The organism is Pseudoalteromonas sp. T1lg76 (assembly GCF_002964725.1).
Taxonomy (GTDB): domain Bacteria; phylum Pseudomonadota; class Gammaproteobacteria; order Enterobacterales; family Alteromonadaceae; genus Pseudoalteromonas.
Map to the genome: position 1 here is coordinate 46,751 of NZ_PQCE01000025.1, position 16,825 is coordinate 63,575.

Here is a 16,825-nt window from a genome sequence, read left to right on the forward strand (position 1 = left end):
CATGACGCAAGATTACGAACTCAGGTATGGTGGCATTGGCCGCCTTTATGGTCAGCAGCAATTACAATGGTTAAGTGAAGCGCATTTTTGCGTGATTGGCATAGGTGGCGTTGGCAGTTGGGTGGCTGAAGCCTTAGCGCGCACCGGTGTGGGCAAATTGACCCTTATCGACTTGGACGATATTTGTGTGACAAATACCAACCGGCAAATACACGCCCATCGCAACAGTGTGGGTGAGGCTAAGGTCGATGCCATGAAGGCCCGTTGCGAGCTGATCAATCCAGACATCCAAGTCAATGTTATCGATGATTTTATCACCCTGGATAATTACCGCGAGCATATTCAAGGTTTTGATTATGTGATTGATGCCATAGACGCGGTAAAAGAAAAGGCGGCGCTGATCGCCCATTGTAAGCGCAATAAGATGCCTATTATTACCACGGGTGGCGCCGGCGGACAGACAGATCCTAGCGAGATAAAATTTGGTGATGTGGCAAAAACCACACATGACCCTTTATTGGCTAAAGTGCGCTATATCCTGCGTAAACAATACAACTTCAGCTCCAACCCCAAACGCAAATTCGATGTGGATTGTATCTATTCAACGGAGCAACTGGTGTATCCCGATGGTCACGGCCAGGTATGTAAGGCCAAGCAGGGAGCGGACTCAAGCATGAATATGGACTGTGCGACCGGCTTTGGCTCGGCAACCATGGTGACAGGCACCTTCGGCTTTTTTGCCGCTGCGAAAGCGGTACGTAAATACCTTGATAAGCGCGCCCGCCTGGAGAAGCTGTAGCTAAGGCCGAGTATCTTAAAGGTGCTGCTCAGCGAAGGCGTTAATTTGCTGCACGATAGCGCGTATGCCATTGCCTCTTGATGGGCTTAGGTGTTTTAGTAAGCCTAGCTCATCAAATTCCTTTTCCGCATCAATGGCAACAACCTGAGCCGGGGTCTTGTTACGGTACATAAGCAAGATCACCGCCAGCAACCCCTTAACGATACGGGTGTCTGAGTCGGCAATGATCAGCAGCTGATCTTCTTGCGGAGTGAAATCGATATACATCCATACATTGCTTTCGCATCCGGCGACTTTAGCTTCATCCACCTTGAGTTCATTGGCCATCAAGGGCAGGGCCTTACCCAGTAACATCAACTCGCGATAACGTTGTTGCCAGCTACCCAAGGCGATAAACTGCTGCTTTAATTCATTGAAATTCTCAACCATCAGGCCATCATCTCCAAGGTATTGGTAAGTGCCATAATAAAGGCGTCGACATCCGCCTTGTTATTATAAAATGCCAGGCTAACCCGCACCGTGCCGTTCACTGAGAGCGCCGACATAAGTGGTTGCGCACAATGATGGCCGTGGCGCAGGGCAATGCCTTCCATATCCATCAAGGTCGCTAAATCATAAGGGTGCTCACCGCCGACTACAAAACTTATGGTGCCTATGTTGTTATCCATATCGCCAAGGATACGTACCTCAGAGAATTGCGACAATTGCTCACGTAAATAGGTAAACAGCTGCAACTCATGCTCTCGTAGCTGCGCTGTCTCAAGGCCATTGAGGTAGTCGATGGCGGCACTAAAACCCAGTACACCGGCGATATTTGGCGTGCCGGTTTCAAACTTGCTTGGCGGCGGGTTAAATTGCGTTTGTTCTATGCTTACCTTGGTCACCATCTCGCCCCCAGTCTGAAAGACATCCAGAGCTTCCAGGCACTGATAACGGCCATAAAGGGCACCAAGGCCGGTGGGGCCTAGACATTTATGGGCGGAAAACACAAAGAAGTCACAGTCCAGGGCTTTTACGTCCGGGCGCAAGTGCAGCAGGGATTGGGCGCCATCGACCAAAGTGAAGGCGTTATGTGCTTTAGCCGCTTTGATAAGTGTTTGCACAGGTTGAATATTACCTAATGCGTTGGAGGCATGGCTGATAGCCAAGACCTTGGGTTTTAATTCATTTATCAGCTCAAGCGCGAGCTCGGTATTTATTATCCCTTCGCTGTCCACGGGGATAGCGCGCAAGGTCGCGCCGCTGCGTTTGGCTAATTGCTGCCAGGGCACTATGTTAGCGTGGTGTTCAAGCTCGCTTATTAATATGACATCATTTTCGCTGATTAGATGAGTCAGGCCATAGGCCACAAGGTTGATGGCCTCGGTTGCCCCCTTGGTCCAAACCAGCTCTTTGGCCTGGCAATTGATAAACTTTGCAGCCTTTTCGCGCGCCTCTTCGTAGCTTTTTGTAGCAAGTTGACTCAGCCTATGGGCGCCGCGATGTACATTTGCGTTGCCATTTTCATAAAAATCACAGATTGCATCTATCACGCACTGGGGTTTTTGACTGGTGGCGGCAGAATCGAGATAGACAACTCCCTGCTGTTGATGGTGAATAAGAGCGGGGAAGTCGCCACGAATGGCATCGATATCAAACATATTGGCTTTGAATAAGAAGGCGGCGCTAAAACAATGGCCGATATTGTAGAGAGTTACATACAAATGGCAAATAAAAAGGCCAGCATAAAGCTGGCCTATATTAAGAATCACCTTGGATTATGAGCGCTCTGCCGGGCTCACATAATCACGCTTGGTCGCGCCTTTATAAAGCTGACGTGGGCGGCTGATCTTGTGACCAGGCTGAGATAGCATTTCATCCCAGTGTGAGATCCAACCTACGGTACGGGCCATAGCAAAGATCACTGTGAACATGCTGGTAGGAATACCGATTGCCTTAAGAATGATACCTGAGTAGAAGTCTACGTTCGGGTATAGCTTCTTCTCAACGAAGTATGGGTCTTCCAGAGCGATTTGCTCTAGGCGCATAGCTACGTCTAGTAGTGGATCTTCGATGTTAAGTTCTTTCAGTACTTCGTGACAGGTTTCACGCATTACCGTGGCACGTGGGTCGAAGTTCTTGTAAACACGGTGACCGAAGCCCATTAGACGGAACGGGTCGTTCTTATCTTTCGCTTTAGCAACGTATTCGTCGATACGGTCAACCGAACCGATTTCTTGTAGCATGGTCAAGCAAGCTTCGTTAGCACCGCCGTGAGCAGGGCCCCAAAGTGATGCGATACCGGCTGCGATACATGCATAAGGGTTAGCGCCTGAAGAGCCGGCGATACGTACTGTCGACGTTGACGCGTTTTGCTCGTGGTCGGCGTGAAGCATAAAGATACGGTCCATAGCTTTCGCTAGCACTGGGCTTACCTTGTATTCTTCCGAAGGCACAGAGAACATCATGTGTAGGAAGTTTTCTGCGTAGCTCAGATCGTTACGTGGGTAAACGAAAGGCTGACCAATAGTGTATTTGTAAGCCATGGCTGCGATTGTTGGCAGCTTGGCGACTAGGCGAATGGCGCTGCGTTTACGCTGAATTGGGTCGGCAATGTCCAGGTCCTGGTGATAGAAAGAAGACATAGCACCAACTACACCACACAGCATGGCCATTGGGTGTGCGTCAACACGGAAACCCTGGAAGAAGGCTGCAACCTTCTCATGGACCATGGTGCTTAATGTGATTGAGTTTGAGAATTTTTCAAGTTGCTCTGCTGTTGGCAGTTCGCCGTTTAACAGTAGGTAGCATAGCTCGGTGTAGTTTGAGTTTTCGGCTAGTTGGTCGATAGGGTAGCCGCGGTGTAGTAGTACACCCTTGGCGCCATCGATGTAGGTGATAGATGAGTCACAAGAGCCAGTCGACATAAAGCCTGGGTCGTAAGTGAAGTAACCGTGAGAGCCCAAGGTACGAACGTCGATAACGTCTTGACCCGCTGTGCCTTCATAAATTGGAAGCTCGATAGGGTCGTGTCCATCAATATGAACTGTGGCTTTCTTATCTGCCATCTATTTATCTCCTAATAAGAATAACAAGCTGCTGCTGTTATGCGTGATACTAATGTTAAGCAAATTGCGCTCATTCTAACGTACAAGAGGGGTAGAAAGTCAATTTTAATGCATCTAGGTATAATAAATATTCCTCACAGATTAAATATTATACCAATGGCTAATTCGCAAACCTGCGAGACTAAACAAGAATTGTAATATCCTCTACAGACTTATATACTGTCTGAGGTTCAATACCGTAACGTCTTTGAGTAAACCGATTATGACAAATCAGTGGAAATTCGCTTTAAAGTCGAACACCTAAAGTGAATTTTTCGCATGTCTACGGTTTATTTCTGTGAGCGCATTTATGCAGTGATGCATAAATGGTTATAAAAACAATGTAGATGGCTCTATTTTTCAATGTGAGCAAGATGGGCAAGTAACTGTGAAAAAGCAAAGACCTGTAAATCTCGATCTAACGACCATCTCTATGCCAGCAACGGCCAAAGCATCAATTCTTCACCGCGTCACCGGTGTAGCAATGTTCTTTGCCTTGACCTTTGTGATTTGGGCATGGGCTGAGTCTCTATCTTCTCCGGAAGGATTTGAATTTGTCAAAAGCCTGTTAACCGGGTTTGTTGCCAAATTTATCGCCTGGGGTACCCTCACCGTTCTTTCGTATCACTTCATCGCAGGTGTACGCCACTTAGTCCAAGATTTGGGCCCGTGGAAAGAATTAGACTCAGGTAACGCGACGGCTAAAGCAGCCCTAGTGTTATGGGTAATTGTTGCTGTTTTAGCGGGAGTTTGGCTATGGTCTTAAATCAAGCATCTCTTAAGCGCAATGGCGTTCAGGATTTCGTATCTCTTCGTGCTACAGCGCTAGTTATCAGTGCTTACGCACTATTTATTATTGGTTATCTGCTTTGCACTCCAGCACTAACCTATGAAGCATGGTCAGGCCTATTCGGCAACCTAGCGATGAAAGTGTTCACCCTGGTGGCACTAATTTGCATCATGGTGCATACACGCATCGGCCTATGGCAGGTATTAACTGACTACGTAAAGAACGCTCAACTACGCGCGTTTCTTGGCTTCGTACTAAACCTTATGGCTCTTGCTTACGTAGTGATCGGCCTATTCGTACTATGGGGTGTTTAAGTGAAATATTCAGTTCGCGAATTTGATGCGGTAGTAATTGGTGCCGGCGGCGCGGGTATGCGTGCAGCACTAGCTATCACCGAATCGGGCAAGTCTTGTGCTCTTATTTCTAAAGTTTTCCCAACTCGTTCACACACAGTTTCTGCGCAAGGTGGTATCACAGTTGCGCTAGGTAACTCGCACGAGGATAACTGGGAATGGCACATGTACGATACCGTTAAAGGTTCTGATTACATCGGTGACCAAGACGCTATCGAATACATGTGTAAAACTGGCCCGGAAGCTATTACCGAGCTTGAGAACATGGGTCTACCATTCTCACGTTTTGAAAATGGCCGTGTATATCAGCGTCCTTTCGGCGGTCAGTCTAAGAATTTTGGTGGTGAGCAAGCGGCTCGTACAGCGGCTGCTGCCGACCGTACAGGTCACGCACTGCTACACTGCCTATACCAACAGAACGTTAAAAACAAAACCAACGTTTATTCTGAGTGGTATGCGCTTGATCTAGTTAAAAACGACGACGGCGCCGTTGTTGGTTGTACAGCAATCGACATCGAAACCGGTGAAGTTGTTTACTTCAAATCGAAAGCCGTGGTTCTTGCAACCGGTGGTGCAGGTCGTATCTTCGCCTCTACTACAAACGCGCACATCAATACAGGTGACGGTGTTGGTATGGCAACACGTGCCGGCGTTGCGATGCAAGACATGGAAATGTGGCAGTTCCACCCAACCGGTATCGCCGGCGCGGGTGTACTAGTTACTGAAGGTTGTCGTGGTGAAGGTGGTTACCTTCTAAACAAAGACGGCGAGCGTTTCATGGAGCGTTATGCGCCAAACGCCAAAGACCTTGCTTCTCGTGACGTTGTTGCTCGTTCAATGATGACTGAGATCCGTGAAGGTCGTGGTTGTGAAGGTCCTTGGGGTCCTCACATCAAGCTGAAGCTAGACCACCTGGGTGAAGAAACCCTTAACCTACGTCTTCCTGGCGTATGTGACCTGGCGAAAACATTCGCTCACGTTGACCCAGCAAAAGAGCCAATTCCAGTAATCCCAACCTGTCACTACATGATGGGTGGTGTGCCTACAAACGTTAACGGTCAGGTTCTGAACGTAGACGGTCAAGGTAATGAGACACTGGTTGAAGGTCTATTCGCGGTAGGTGAGATTGCTTGTGTATCTGTACACGGTGCTAACCGTCTAGGCGGTAACTCACTACTTGACCTTGTGGTATTCGGCCGTGCCGCCGGTAACTTCCTAGGTACTTACCTGAATGATTACCAAGCACAGCGTGATGCTTCAACTGACAACATTGATGGTGCTCTTGCGCGCTTCAATCGTTGGGAAACATCTAAGCCTGGTCAAGGTGAAGACCCAGTTCAAATTAAGAAAGATCTACAGCAGTGTATGCAGCTTAACTTCTCGGTATTCCGTGAAGGCGATGCCATGGCAACGGGTCTTAAAGAACTTAAAGAAATCCGTGAGCGTCTACAGTTCGCCCGTCTTGATGATAAATCAAGCGACTTCAATACCCAGCGTATTGAGTGTCTAGAACTAGACAACCTTATGGAAACCGCGTACTCAACGGCAGTTGCAGCTAACTTCCGTACTGAGAGTCGTGGTGCACACTCACGCTTCGACTTCCCAGAGCGTGATGATGACAACTGGCTATGTCACAGTATCTACAACCCTGAGACTGAGCAGATGTCAAAACGTGACGTTAACTACGCGCCTAAATTGCGTGAAGCGTTCCCACCTAAAGCTCGTACTTACTAGGAGAGATGACGATGGCAACTTTAGAATTATCTGTTTATCGTTACAATCCGGATGTGGATAACGCACCGCGCATGCAGGAATACACCCTAGAGGTGGAAGAAGGCCGCGATATGATGGTGCTTGATGCCTTGATTCTGTTAAAAGAACAAGACCCAAGCCTGGCATTCCGTCGTTCTTGCCGCGAAGGTGTATGTGGTTCTGACGGTGTTAACATGAACGGCAAAAACGGCCTTGCATGTATCACGCCTATTTCTGCGTTGCAGAAAAACGGCAAGGGTAAGGTGATCATTCGTCCACTTCCAGGTCTACCTGTAGTGCGCGACCTCGTTATTGATATGACTCAGTTCTATACCCAATACGAGAAAGTGAAGCCGTTCCTGATCAACGACACACCGGCAGCAGGCGAGCGCCTTCAGTCAATTGAAGAGCGTGATAAGCTTGATGGCCTATATGAGTGTATCTTGTGTGCCTGTTGTTCTACTTCTTGTCCGAGTTTCTGGTGGAACCCAGACAAATTTATTGGCCCTGCGGGCTTGCTACACGCATACCGCTTCCTAGCGGACAGCCGTGATACGGCAACCGAAGAACGCTTGGCCGATTTGGACGACGCATTTAGCGTATTCCGTTGTCACAATATCATGAACTGTGTCAACGTGTGCCCGAAAGGCTTGAATCCGACTAAAGCGATTGGTCAAATCAAATCAATGCTTCTTAATCGTTCTGTTTAAGGGCATAATAACGCAAAGAATGGCTAGACATCTGTCTGGCCATTCTTCGATCACTTACTCAATTATTGAGTAGGCTAGACAATGTAAATCTGCGCTAGATAAAAGGGCTTATAAATGCACGATGGTGTGATGAAGGCATGGCTAGAGTCTTCTCATCTATACGGCGGCAACGTTGCTTATGTTGAGGAGCTTTATGAAGCATATCTTGATGATGTGACTTCAGTGCCAGAAGAATGGCGTGTAGTGTTCGAACAACTTCCAAAAGTGGAAGGCGTGGATGTAGAAACCAAACATTCACAAGTTAGAGCCGAATTCGCCGAACTGGCAAAAAATAAACACCGAGAAGTAATTATTGCAGAAGGGGGTCAAGCTGACCCGAAACAGATCAAAGTTCTGCAACTTATCAATGCTTTTCGTTTCCGTGGTCATCAAAACGCGAACCTTGACCCCTTGGGTCTATGGCAGCGTGAGCGCGTACGCGATTTAGACTTAGAATTCCACGGCCTTTCCAAAGAAGATTTCGACACTGAGTTTTATGTAGGTTCATTCGCTGCCGGCGGTGAAATGATGAAACTGGGTGAACTTTATCAAGCACTTAAGACTACTTATTGTGGTTCTATTGGTGCTGAATACATGCACATCACATCGACCGAAGAAAAGCGTTGGTTACAACAGCGTTTAGAATCGGTGCAGGCTCGCCCGCAATTCGATAGCGCTACTAAAAAGCGTATTCTAAAAGGTCTGATTGCCGCCGATGGTCTAGAAAAGTACCTGGGTGCTAAATTCCCAGGCGCCAAGCGTTTCTCACTGGAAGGTGGTGACGCCCTGGTACCTATGTTGAAAGAGCTTATTCACCGTGCTGGTGAAAGCGGTCAACAGGAAGCGGTTATCGGTATGGCTCACCGTGGTCGTCTAAACGTGCTTGTTAACGTACTGGGTAAAAACCCATCGGCGCTGTTCGATGAGTTCGCCGGTAAGCACAATGACACGCTAGGCTCGGGTGACGTGAAATACCACATGGGTTACTCGTCTGATTTCGCAACCGCTGGCGGCAGTGTCCATATGGCACTTGCATTTAACCCGTCGCACTTGGAAATCGTAAACCCGGTAGTTATGGGCTCGGTGCGTGCTCGTCTAGACCGTCTTGGTTGCGAAAGCGGCTCTAAAGCGCTGCCTATTACCATTCACGGTGACTCGGCGATCGCCGGTCAGGGCGTGGTGCAAGAAACCTTCAATATGTCGCAAACCAATGCCTTTAAGGTAGGTGGTAGCGTACGTATCGTTGTGAACAACCAAGTTGGCTTTACAACCTCGAACCAAGATGATGTGCGTTCTACTGACTACTGTACCGACATCGCTAAGATGGTTCAGGCGCCGATTTTCCACGTCAACTCGGACGACCCAGAAGCGGTTGCCATGGTTACCCAAATCGCTCTTGATTTCCGTAATCAGTTTAAGCGCGATGTGGTTATCGACCTGGTATGTTACCGTCGTCACGGTCACAACGAAGCCGACGAGCCAAATGCAACTCAGCCTTTGATGTATCAAAAGATCAAGAAGCACGCGGTTCCTCGTGAAATCTATGCGCAGCAGTTGATTTCTGAAGGCCTGTTCACTGAGGCAGAAATCAAGAACCTGGTCGATACCTATCGCGGTGGTCTTGATGATGGTCACTGTGTGGTTGAAGAAATTGAGCCAGAGACCAAGCACTCTTCAGAGTGGTCTAAGTTCGTAGGTCACGATTGGGATACCCAATACGATGCCAGCGTATCTGTTGAAAAGCTTAAAGAGCTTGGCAACAAGGTGGCGTCTTACCCTGAAAACCACAAGGCTCAGTCTCGCGTTAAGAAAATTTACGACGACCGTAAAGCCATGGCCGCCGGTGACAAGTTACTGGACTGGGGTATGGCGGAAACGCTTGCTTACGCAACCATGGTTGAAGAGGGCACGGACATCCGCCTAACGGGTCAGGATTCAGGTCGTGGTACCTTCTTCCACCGTCACGCGGTTGTACACAACCAAGCTGACGCTTCTACTTACTTGCCGCTACAGCATATCAGCGAAGCGCAAGGTAAGTTTGAAGTATACGACTCAGTGCTTTCTGAAGAAGCGGTACTGGCATTCGAATACGGTTATGCCACGGCAGAGCCAACGTCACTGGTTATGTGGGAAGCGCAATTCGGCGACTTCGCCAACGGTGCTCAGGTTGTATTCGACCAATTCCTAAGTTCGGGTGAGCAGAAGTGGGGCCGTCTTTGTGGTCTAACTTGTTTGCTACCACATGGCTATGAAGGTCAGGGCCCAGAGCACAGCTCGGCGCGTCTTGAGCGTTTCCTTCAGCTGTGTGCCGACCACAATATGCAGGTATGTGTGCCTTCGACTCCAGCACAGGTTTACGCCATGCTACGTCGTCAGGCGGTACGTCCTCTTCGTCGTCCGCTTATCGTAATGACGCCGAAATCATTACTACGTCACCCGCTTGCGGTATCGTCTCTGGAAGAACTTTCTGCAGGCGTATTCCACAACATGATCGACGAGATCGATGATCTTGATGCGAAGAAAGTTGAGCGTGTGGTTTTCTGTAGCGGTAAGGTTTACTACGAACTACTGCAAGAGCGTCGTAAGCTGGAAATCGACAATATTGCTATTGTGCGCGTTGAGCAATTATACCCATTCCCGCATCAGGAAATGGCGAACATTGTTGAGCGTTACAGCCATGTGAAAGACTTTGTATGGTGTCAGGAAGAGCCGCAAAACCAAGGCGCTTGGTATTGCTCGCAGCATCACTTCTGGAATTCAATTCCACAGGGTGCCAACCTAACATACGCAGGTCGTAAAGCCTCTGCAGCACCTGCATGTGGTTATATGGCCGTACATACTAAAGAACAACAAGCGTTAGTCGCTGACGCGCTTACCATTAAAAAATAAGGGATAAGAGATGACCACAGAAATCAAGGTTCCTGTTCTTCCTGAGTCAGTTGCTGACGCTTCGGTCGCAACGTGGCACGTGAGTGTTGGCGACAAAGTAAGTCGCGATCAAAACCTGGTTGACATCGAAACCGACAAGGTTGTTTTAGAAGTTGTTGCACCTGCTGATGGTGTGATCACTGAAATCAAAGAACAAGAAGGCGCAACAGTGCTGGCCGAGCAGGTAATTGCCATTATCGGTGAAGCTGATGCCGCTGACGCTGGTGCTGCACCAGCTCCATCTGAAGACAAAGCCGCTCCAGTTGCTGCTGGCGCACAAGAAGGTAAAGAAGTGGATATTAAAGTTCCTGTACTTCCAGAATCTGTTGCTGATGCAACAATCGCAACATGGCACGTACAACCTGGTGAAGCGGTAAGCCGCGACCAAAACCTGGTTGATATCGAAACTGACAAAGTTGTTCTTGAGGTGGTAGCACCTGAAGATGGCGTAATGGGTGAGCACATTCATGGCGAAGGCGACACAGTACTTGGTGAACAGGTAATTGGTAAGCTAATCGCTGGCGCCACAGCCGGTGCTGCACCAGCCGCCGCAGCTCCTGCTGCTGAAGCGTCAAGTGACGACAGCGCTGCCGATGCGCTAACGCCTTCTGTACGCCGCCTAATTGCTGAGAAAGGCCTGGATGCTTCGCAAATCAAGGGTTCTGGCAAAAATGGTCGCGTAACTAAAGAAGACGTTGATGCCTTCATCAAGAGCGCGCCTGCTAAGCAAGAGAGCACAGCCGCTGCTGCGCCTGCTCCTGTTGGCAACCGTACGCAGAAGCGTGTTCCTATGACACGTCTACGTAAGACCATTGCTAATCGTCTACTTGAAGCGAAGAACTCAACAGCCATGTTGACTACCTTCAACGAAGTAAACATGAAGCCAATCATGGATCTTCGTAAGCAATACCAAGAAGTATTCGAGAAGCGTCACGGTACCCGTCTAGGTTTCATGTCTTTCTACGTGAAAGCAGTTGTTGAAGCACTTAAGCGCTTCCCAGAAGTAAACGCGTCAATCGACGGTGATGATATCGTTTACCACAACTACTTCGACATCAGCATCGCGGTATCGACTCCGCGTGGTCTAGTGACTCCGGTTCTTCGTGACTGTGACAAGCTGTCTCTTGCTGAAATCGAAAAAGGCATCAAAGATCTAGCGATCAAAGGCCGCGATGGCAAACTAACTGTTGAAGATATGACAGGTGGTAACTTCACCATCACTAACGGTGGTGTATTCGGTTCACTCCTTTCTACGCCTATCATCAACTTGCCGCAGTCTTCAATCCTAGGCATGCACAAGATCCAAGACCGTCCTATGGCGGTTAACGGTAAGGTAGAGATCCTACCTATGATGTACCTAGCACTATCGTATGACCACCGTCAAATCGATGGTAAAGAGTCGGTAGGCTTCTTGGTAACCATCAAAGAGATGTTAGAAGATCCTACACGTCTTCTATTAGACGTATAAGCGTCAAAATTGCATATAAATTAAGCTGCGACCCTTGTCGCAGCTTTTTTTTGCCACCTTTAGTCGTACTAGGGTTTTCAAGCATTGCCATGAGAACTATACTAGGTGCGCAATTTGGGATGGTTGAATAAATTGCATATTTATTCAGCTCTTTTAGTACAAAAAATTGGATAAAGCATCATGAATTTGCATGAGTATCAGGCAAAACAACTTTTTGCCGAATATGGTTTACCAGTTTCTGAAGGCTACGCATGTGACACGCCTCAAGAAGCTGCTGAAGCTGCCGATAAAATCGGCGGTGACAAATGGGTTGTTAAATGTCAGGTTCACGCCGGTGGCCGCGGTAAAGCGGGCGGTGTAAAACTTGCTGACAGCAAACAAGAGATCAAAGATTTCGCTCAAAACTGGTTAGGTAAAAACCTAGTAACTTATCAAACTGACGAAAACGGTCAGCCAGTTGCTAAGATCCTTGTAGAAAGCTGCACAGACATTGCTAACGAACTCTACCTTGGTGCTGTTGTCGACCGCGCTTCACGTAAAGTTGTTTTCATGGCGTCAACCGAAGGCGGTGTTGAAATCGAACAAGTTGCAGAAGAAACGCCTGAACTAATTCACAAAGCTGAGATCGATCCTCTAGTTGGTCCTCAAGCTTACCAAGCTCGTGAACTAGGCTTCAAATTGGGTCTTAACCCAACACAAATGAAGCAATTCGTTAAGATCTTCATGGGTCTTGCGAACATGTTCAACGATTTCGATTTCGCTCTACTTGAAATCAACCCTCTAGTAATCACAGAAGAAGGTAACCTTCACTGTCTAGACGGTAAAATCGGTGTTGATGGTAACGCGTTGTACCGTCAGCCTAAAATCCGCGCTATGCACGATCCTTCGCAAGAAGACGAGCGTGAAGCTCACGCTGCACAGTGGGAACTTAACTATGTTGCACTAGACGGTAACGTAGGTTGTATGGTTAACGGTGCAGGCCTAGCAATGGGTACTATGGACATCGTAAACCTACACGGCGGTAAGCCAGCTAACTTCCTAGACGTTGGTGGCGGCGCGACTAAAGAGCGTGTAGCTGAAGCGTTTAAGATCATCCTTTCTGACGACAACGTTAAAGCTGTTCTAGTTAACATCTTCGGCGGTATTGTACGTTGTGACATGATCGCAGAAGGCATCATAGGTGCAGTTAAAGAAGTTGGCGTAAACGTTCCTGTAGTTGTACGTCTTGAAGGTACTAATGCTGAACTAGGTCGTGACGTTCTTGCGAACTCAGGTCTAGACATCATTGCTGCAGAATCTCTAACAGACGCTGCTGAAAAAGTTGTTGCTGCTGCGGAGGGCAAATAATGTCTGTACTAATTAATAAAGACACTAAAGTAATCTGCCAAGGTTTCACTGGTGGTCAGGGTACTTTCCACTCTGAGCAAGCACTTGAGTACGGCACGCAGATGGTAGGTGGTGTATCACCTGGTAAAGGCGGTCAAACTCACCTTGGTCTACCTGTGTTCAACACAGTACGTGACGCAGTAGAAGCAACTGGCGCAACTGCATCAGTAATCTACGTACCAGCACCTTTCTGTAAAGATGCAATCCTTGAAGCTATCGATGCTGGCATCGAGCTTATCGTTTGTATCACTGAAGGTATCCCAACGCTAGACATGGTTGACGTTAAAGTTAAGCTTGACCAAACTGGCGTTCGCATGATCGGTCCTAACTGCCCAGGTGTTATCACTCCGGGTGAAACTAAGATCGGTATCATGCCTGGTCACATCCACAAGCCTGGTAAAGTAGGTATCGTATCTCGTTCTGGTACTCTTACTTACGAAGCGGTTAAGCAAACTACTGACGCTGGCTTCGGTCAGTCTACCTGTGTAGGTATCGGTGGTGACCCAATTCCTGGTACTAACTTCATCGACGTACTAGAGATGTTCGAGAAAGATCCGCAAACTGAAGCTATCGTAATGATCGGTGAGATCGGCGGTACTGCTGAAGAAGAAGCGGCGGCGTACATCAAAGAAAACGTCACTAAGCCTGTAGTATCTTACATCGCTGGTGTTACTGCTCCTCCGGGTAAGCGTATGGGCCACGCTGGTGCCATCATCGCCGGTGGTAAAGGTACTGCTGACGAGAAGTTCGCAGCCCTTGAAGCAGCTGGCGTACAAACTGTACGTTCACTTGCTGATATCGGTAAAGCGCTTAAAGAGAAAACCGGTTGGTAATCTCGCATAACGCTTAAGAAAAACCCGCCTTCTGGCGGGTTTTTTGTAGGTCGATTTGTAGGTCGGCCTTCAGGCCGACAAAATGAGAATATGTGTTTTTTGTCGGGATAAAATCCCGACCTACAGGTGGCAGCGCTTCATTTCTTCTATCAATGCCTGCGCCAGTGGCGAGGCTGAGTTATTTTTAGAAGTGATCAAAACTACCGGTATGGTGTAGCGATACACTTCGGGCTCGATGGCTTTAAACACCCCCTTATCAACCCAATGCCGGGCATAATGCTCGGGCAGATAGCCGATAAACTTCCCGGATAAAATTAAATGGGCGATGCCTTCATCATGGTAGGCGAGGGCACTGTTTTGATAATTTAAACCATCGTTGCGGCTTTCCCGATCACGCATATAGTTACTGGTGATCACTTCCGCATCGGCTAACAGATCACTCACGGCGGAGGGGTCACAGTCGAACAGGGGATGGCCCGCCGCACAATACAAGTAGTTGGTTTCATCATGAAGCGGGTAATAATCAAGGCCCCTTAAATGATGGCGACTGACGCCTATGCCCACCAGCGCCCGGCCATTGACTACAGAGGTTTCAACTTCCCGCGCCTCACACACATTAATATCGAACTGAACGTTGCTGCCTCGCTCCTTAAGCTCGGCAATAACATGTGCAACGGCGCAACGGGGGTCGCTGACCAGGGTATCTATGATCGCCAGACTAACCCGACCGGATAATTCATTTTTTGAGGTCGCGACCGTGCTGGCAAAGGCCTCGCATTGCTGTAACAGCTCCAAAGAGGCCTGATAGGTGATGCGCCCGGGCTCGGTAAGCTCGAAACCGCTGCGCCCGCGTTTACAGAGTTTAATGCCCAGGCGTACCTCTAAGTCCGATAAATGTGAACTTATGGTGGAGCGGCCTATGCTCAGGCGCGATTCCGCCGCCGCCAATCCGCCACACTCAACTATGGCCACAAAGATACGCAGTAAGCGTAGGTCTACATCATGGACTTGCACTTGATCCCCTTAATTCGAGATGGATGTTTAATTAGATAAGTTTAGTTCGATAAAACCGGAATGAATTACGAATATTATGTATTTATAAAACATCTCTGGCAAGTTAGCATGGTTTAATTAAGCAAGTATTGCTTCGTACAGACAACAAGTTAGGAGAATAAGATGACGTTTAGATATGGTGTAGACCAGCTAAATCTTGATATTGTTAACGGCATCAATGATGGCAGCATTAAAGCCGAGCTTTGCCAGGAAGCCTTAGATAAAATTAATAAAAGCCGTCAGAATGTCGACGTGATGGCCGCTTCAGATAAGGCCGTTTACGGTATCAACACCGGCTTTGGCCCTTTGTGCGATACGCAAATCTCACCAGAAGAAACCCATCTTTTACAAAAGAACCTTTTGATCACTCATGCCGTAGGTGTGGGTGAGCCTATCGCTAAATCAATTTCAAAATTGATGCTGATCACTAAGGTACATGCCCTAAGCCAGGGCTTTTCGGGTATTCGCCTGGAAGTGGTTGAACGCATGTTGGCCTTCCTAGAGCTAGATCTTATACCCGTGGTACCAGAGCAAGGCTCGGTCGGTGCATCGGGTGACCTGGCACCGCTTTCACACTTATTCTTGCCACTTATTGGCGAAGGTGAATTCTGGCAAGACGGCAAACCCGTAGCTGCGGCCCATTTACTTGAAGCCAATGGCCTAGCGCCGCTTGAGCTGCACGCCAAAGAAGGTCTGGCTCTTATCAATGGTACCCAGTTTATTCTGTCACACGGTATCACGGCGCTGACCAAGATGCGTTACCTCCTTGATCTAGCAGATTTAGCCGGTGCTATGAGCATCGAAGGCATGCAGGGCAGTGGCTCACCCTTTAGAGAAGAGCTGCATGCAACTCGTCCGTTTGAAGGCAACATCGAAGTCGCTAAGCGTATGCGTATGTTCTTCAACGGCTCACAAAACATGGCTGCACACACTGACTGCGATCGCGTACAAGACCCTTACTCGCTGCGTTGTATCCCGCAGGTACACGGCGCATCACGTAACGCCTTTAACCACCTTAAAGAGCTGGTAGAAATCGAGATGAACTCGGTGACCGATAACCCAATCGTGATCAGCGCAGAAGAAGCGATTTCTGGCGGTAGCTTCCACGGTCAGCCTCTGGCCATGGTATTGGATTATGCGTCGATTGCTGCTGCCGAGCTTGGCAATATCTCCGACCGCCGTTGTTACCTAATGCTTGAAGGCCTGCACGGTCTGCCGCGTTTATTGACCACTTCAGGTGGCCTTAACTCGGGCATGATGATCCCTCAGTATGCCACTGCGGCCCTGGTAACAGAGAACAAATCACTGTGCTTCCCACCATCGGCGGACAGCGTACCTACCTCTATGGGTCAGGAAGATCACGTATCCATGGGCAGCATCTCAGGTCGAAAACTGAATCAAATCCTGGGCAACCTGGAAAAGATCTTTGCTATCGAATTGATGTATGCGGCGCAGGCCATTGAATTCCGTCGTCCGAACAAGTGTTCTGACATCATCGAAGAAAACTTCGCCATTATTCGCGAGAAGGTAGCCAAGCTTGAAGAAGACCGTCTACTTAAGCCGGATATCGATGCCATGATCGCACTAGTAAAAGCACAAGCGTTTAGCGTGAACTAAGGAGGCCTTTT

Annotated in this window: 14 protein-coding genes; 10 read left to right on the top strand and 4 right to left on the bottom strand. The window is 48.4% G+C overall.

Features of this window, described 5'->3' with window-relative positions:
* The first annotated feature begins 1 nt into the window (after nt 1).
* Nucleotides 2–799: a tRNA cyclic N6-threonylcarbamoyladenosine(37) synthase TcdA gene (gene tcdA / locus C2M35_RS09645; RefSeq protein WP_105265207.1), complete on the top strand. Its 798-nt coding sequence runs from the start codon at nt 2–4 to the stop codon at nt 797–799.
* Nucleotides 800–814: 15 nt separating this feature from the next.
* On the opposite strand, the gene C2M35_RS09650 is transcribed toward tcdA, so the two are convergent.
* From C2M35_RS09650 to C2M35_RS09660, 3 genes are all read right to left on the bottom strand, one after another.
* Nucleotides 815–1,228, bottom strand: a complete 414-nt coding sequence (locus tag C2M35_RS09650; RefSeq protein ID WP_105199050.1) for a SufE family protein — start codon at nt 1,226–1,228, stop codon at nt 815–817.
* A complete protein-coding gene (locus tag C2M35_RS09655; protein WP_105265208.1) occupies nt 1,228–2,439 on the bottom strand; it encodes a cysteine desulfurase in 1,212 nt (403 codons plus the stop codon). Before C2M35_RS09655 ends, C2M35_RS09650 begins: the two co-directional genes overlap by 1 nt.
* Nucleotides 2,440–2,556: 117 nt before the next feature.
* Complete coding sequence (locus C2M35_RS09660) at nt 2,557–3,846, bottom strand: citrate synthase (RefSeq protein ID WP_105215867.1); 1,290 nt, start codon at nt 3,844–3,846, stop codon at nt 2,557–2,559.
* A 427-nt stretch (nt 3,847–4,273) separates the two neighbouring features.
* Here C2M35_RS09660 and sdhC point away from each other — a divergent pair, with 427 nt between their 5' ends.
* The 8 genes from sdhC (at nt 4,274) to sucD (ending at nt 14,144) form a co-directional block, all read left to right on the top strand.
* Nucleotides 4,274–4,651 (top strand): succinate dehydrogenase, cytochrome b556 subunit, encoded by a 378-nt coding sequence (gene sdhC, locus C2M35_RS09665; RefSeq protein WP_105199045.1) that lies wholly within the window; start codon nt 4,274–4,276, stop codon nt 4,649–4,651.
* Nucleotides 4,642–4,989 carry a succinate dehydrogenase, hydrophobic membrane anchor protein gene (gene sdhD, locus C2M35_RS09670; RefSeq protein WP_105199044.1) on the top strand — a complete coding sequence of 116 codons (348 nt, stop codon included), beginning with the start codon at nt 4,642–4,644 and terminating at the stop codon, nt 4,987–4,989. The genes sdhC and sdhD overlap by 10 nt, the downstream gene beginning before the upstream one ends.
* Complete coding sequence (gene sdhA, locus C2M35_RS09675) at nt 4,990–6,762, top strand: succinate dehydrogenase flavoprotein subunit (RefSeq protein WP_105199043.1); 1,773 nt, start codon at nt 4,990–4,992, stop codon at nt 6,760–6,762. It begins immediately after the preceding gene.
* A gap of 11 nt (nt 6,763–6,773) precedes the next feature.
* Nucleotides 6,774–7,490 carry a succinate dehydrogenase iron-sulfur subunit gene (locus C2M35_RS09680; protein WP_105199042.1) on the top strand — a complete coding sequence of 239 codons (717 nt, stop codon included), beginning with the start codon at nt 6,774–6,776 and terminating at the stop codon, nt 7,488–7,490.
* A gap of 114 nt (nt 7,491–7,604) precedes the next feature.
* Complete coding sequence (locus C2M35_RS09685; protein WP_105265209.1) at nt 7,605–10,418, top strand: 2-oxoglutarate dehydrogenase E1 component; 2,814 nt, start codon at nt 7,605–7,607, stop codon at nt 10,416–10,418.
* Between the two features lie 10 nt (nt 10,419–10,428).
* A complete protein-coding gene (gene odhB / locus C2M35_RS09690) occupies nt 10,429–11,925 on the top strand; it encodes a 2-oxoglutarate dehydrogenase complex dihydrolipoyllysine-residue succinyltransferase (RefSeq protein WP_105265210.1) in 1,497 nt (498 codons plus the stop codon).
* 180 nt (nt 11,926–12,105) lie between these two features.
* The gene (sucC, locus tag C2M35_RS09695) at nt 12,106–13,272 is read left to right on the top strand and encodes an ADP-forming succinate--CoA ligase subunit beta (protein WP_105199039.1); all 1,167 of its coding nucleotides are present in this window, start codon (nt 12,106–12,108) and stop codon (nt 13,270–13,272) included.
* Entirely contained in the window at nt 13,272–14,144 is an 873-nt protein-coding gene (gene sucD, locus C2M35_RS09700) for a succinate--CoA ligase subunit alpha (RefSeq protein ID WP_105199038.1), read from the top strand. Before sucC ends, sucD begins: the two co-directional genes overlap by 1 nt.
* Before the next feature lie 120 nt (nt 14,145–14,264).
* Here sucD and C2M35_RS09705 read toward each other — a convergent pair whose 3' ends face one another.
* Complete coding sequence (locus C2M35_RS09705) at nt 14,265–15,158, bottom strand: LysR family transcriptional regulator (RefSeq protein ID WP_105265211.1); 894 nt, start codon at nt 15,156–15,158, stop codon at nt 14,265–14,267.
* Between the two features lie 162 nt (nt 15,159–15,320).
* Here C2M35_RS09705 and hutH point away from each other — a divergent pair, with 162 nt between their 5' ends.
* Nucleotides 15,321–16,814, top strand: coding sequence for a histidine ammonia-lyase (hutH, locus tag C2M35_RS09710; protein ID WP_105199036.1), 1,494 nt, complete (start codon nt 15,321–15,323; stop codon nt 16,812–16,814).
* The last annotated feature ends 11 nt before the right edge of the window (nt 16,815–16,825 follow it).

Bases quoted from the DNA above. Each gene is read 5' to 3' on its own strand.
- C2M35_RS09650 (WP_105199050.1), bottom strand. From the start codon at position 1,228: ATGGTTGAGAATTTCAATGAATTAAAGCAGCAGTTTATCGCCTTGGGT.
- sdhD (WP_105199044.1), top strand. From the start codon at position 4,642: ATGGTCTTAAATCAAGCATCTCTTAAGCGCAATGGCGTTCAGGATTTC.
- odhB (WP_105265210.1), top strand. From the start codon at position 10,429: ATGACCACAGAAATCAAGGTTCCTGTTCTTCCTGAGTCAGTTGCTGAC.
- sucC (WP_105199039.1), top strand. From the start codon at position 12,106: ATGAATTTGCATGAGTATCAGGCAAAACAACTTTTTGCCGAATATGGT.
- C2M35_RS09685 (WP_105265209.1), top strand. From the start codon at position 7,605: ATGCACGATGGTGTGATGAAGGCATGGCTAGAGTCTTCTCATCTATAC.
- C2M35_RS09655 (WP_105265208.1), bottom strand. From the start codon at position 2,439: ATGTTTGATATCGATGCCATTCGTGGCGACTTCCCCGCTCTTATTCAC.
- sucD (WP_105199038.1), top strand. From the start codon at position 13,272: ATGTCTGTACTAATTAATAAAGACACTAAAGTAATCTGCCAAGGTTTC.
- hutH (WP_105199036.1), top strand. From the start codon at position 15,321: ATGACGTTTAGATATGGTGTAGACCAGCTAAATCTTGATATTGTTAAC.
- tcdA (WP_105265207.1), top strand. From the start codon at position 2: ATGACGCAAGATTACGAACTCAGGTATGGTGGCATTGGCCGCCTTTAT.
- C2M35_RS09660 (WP_105215867.1), bottom strand. From the start codon at position 3,846: ATGGCAGATAAGAAAGCCACAGTTCATATTGATGGACACGACCCTATC.
- C2M35_RS09680 (WP_105199042.1), top strand. From the start codon at position 6,774: ATGGCAACTTTAGAATTATCTGTTTATCGTTACAATCCGGATGTGGAT.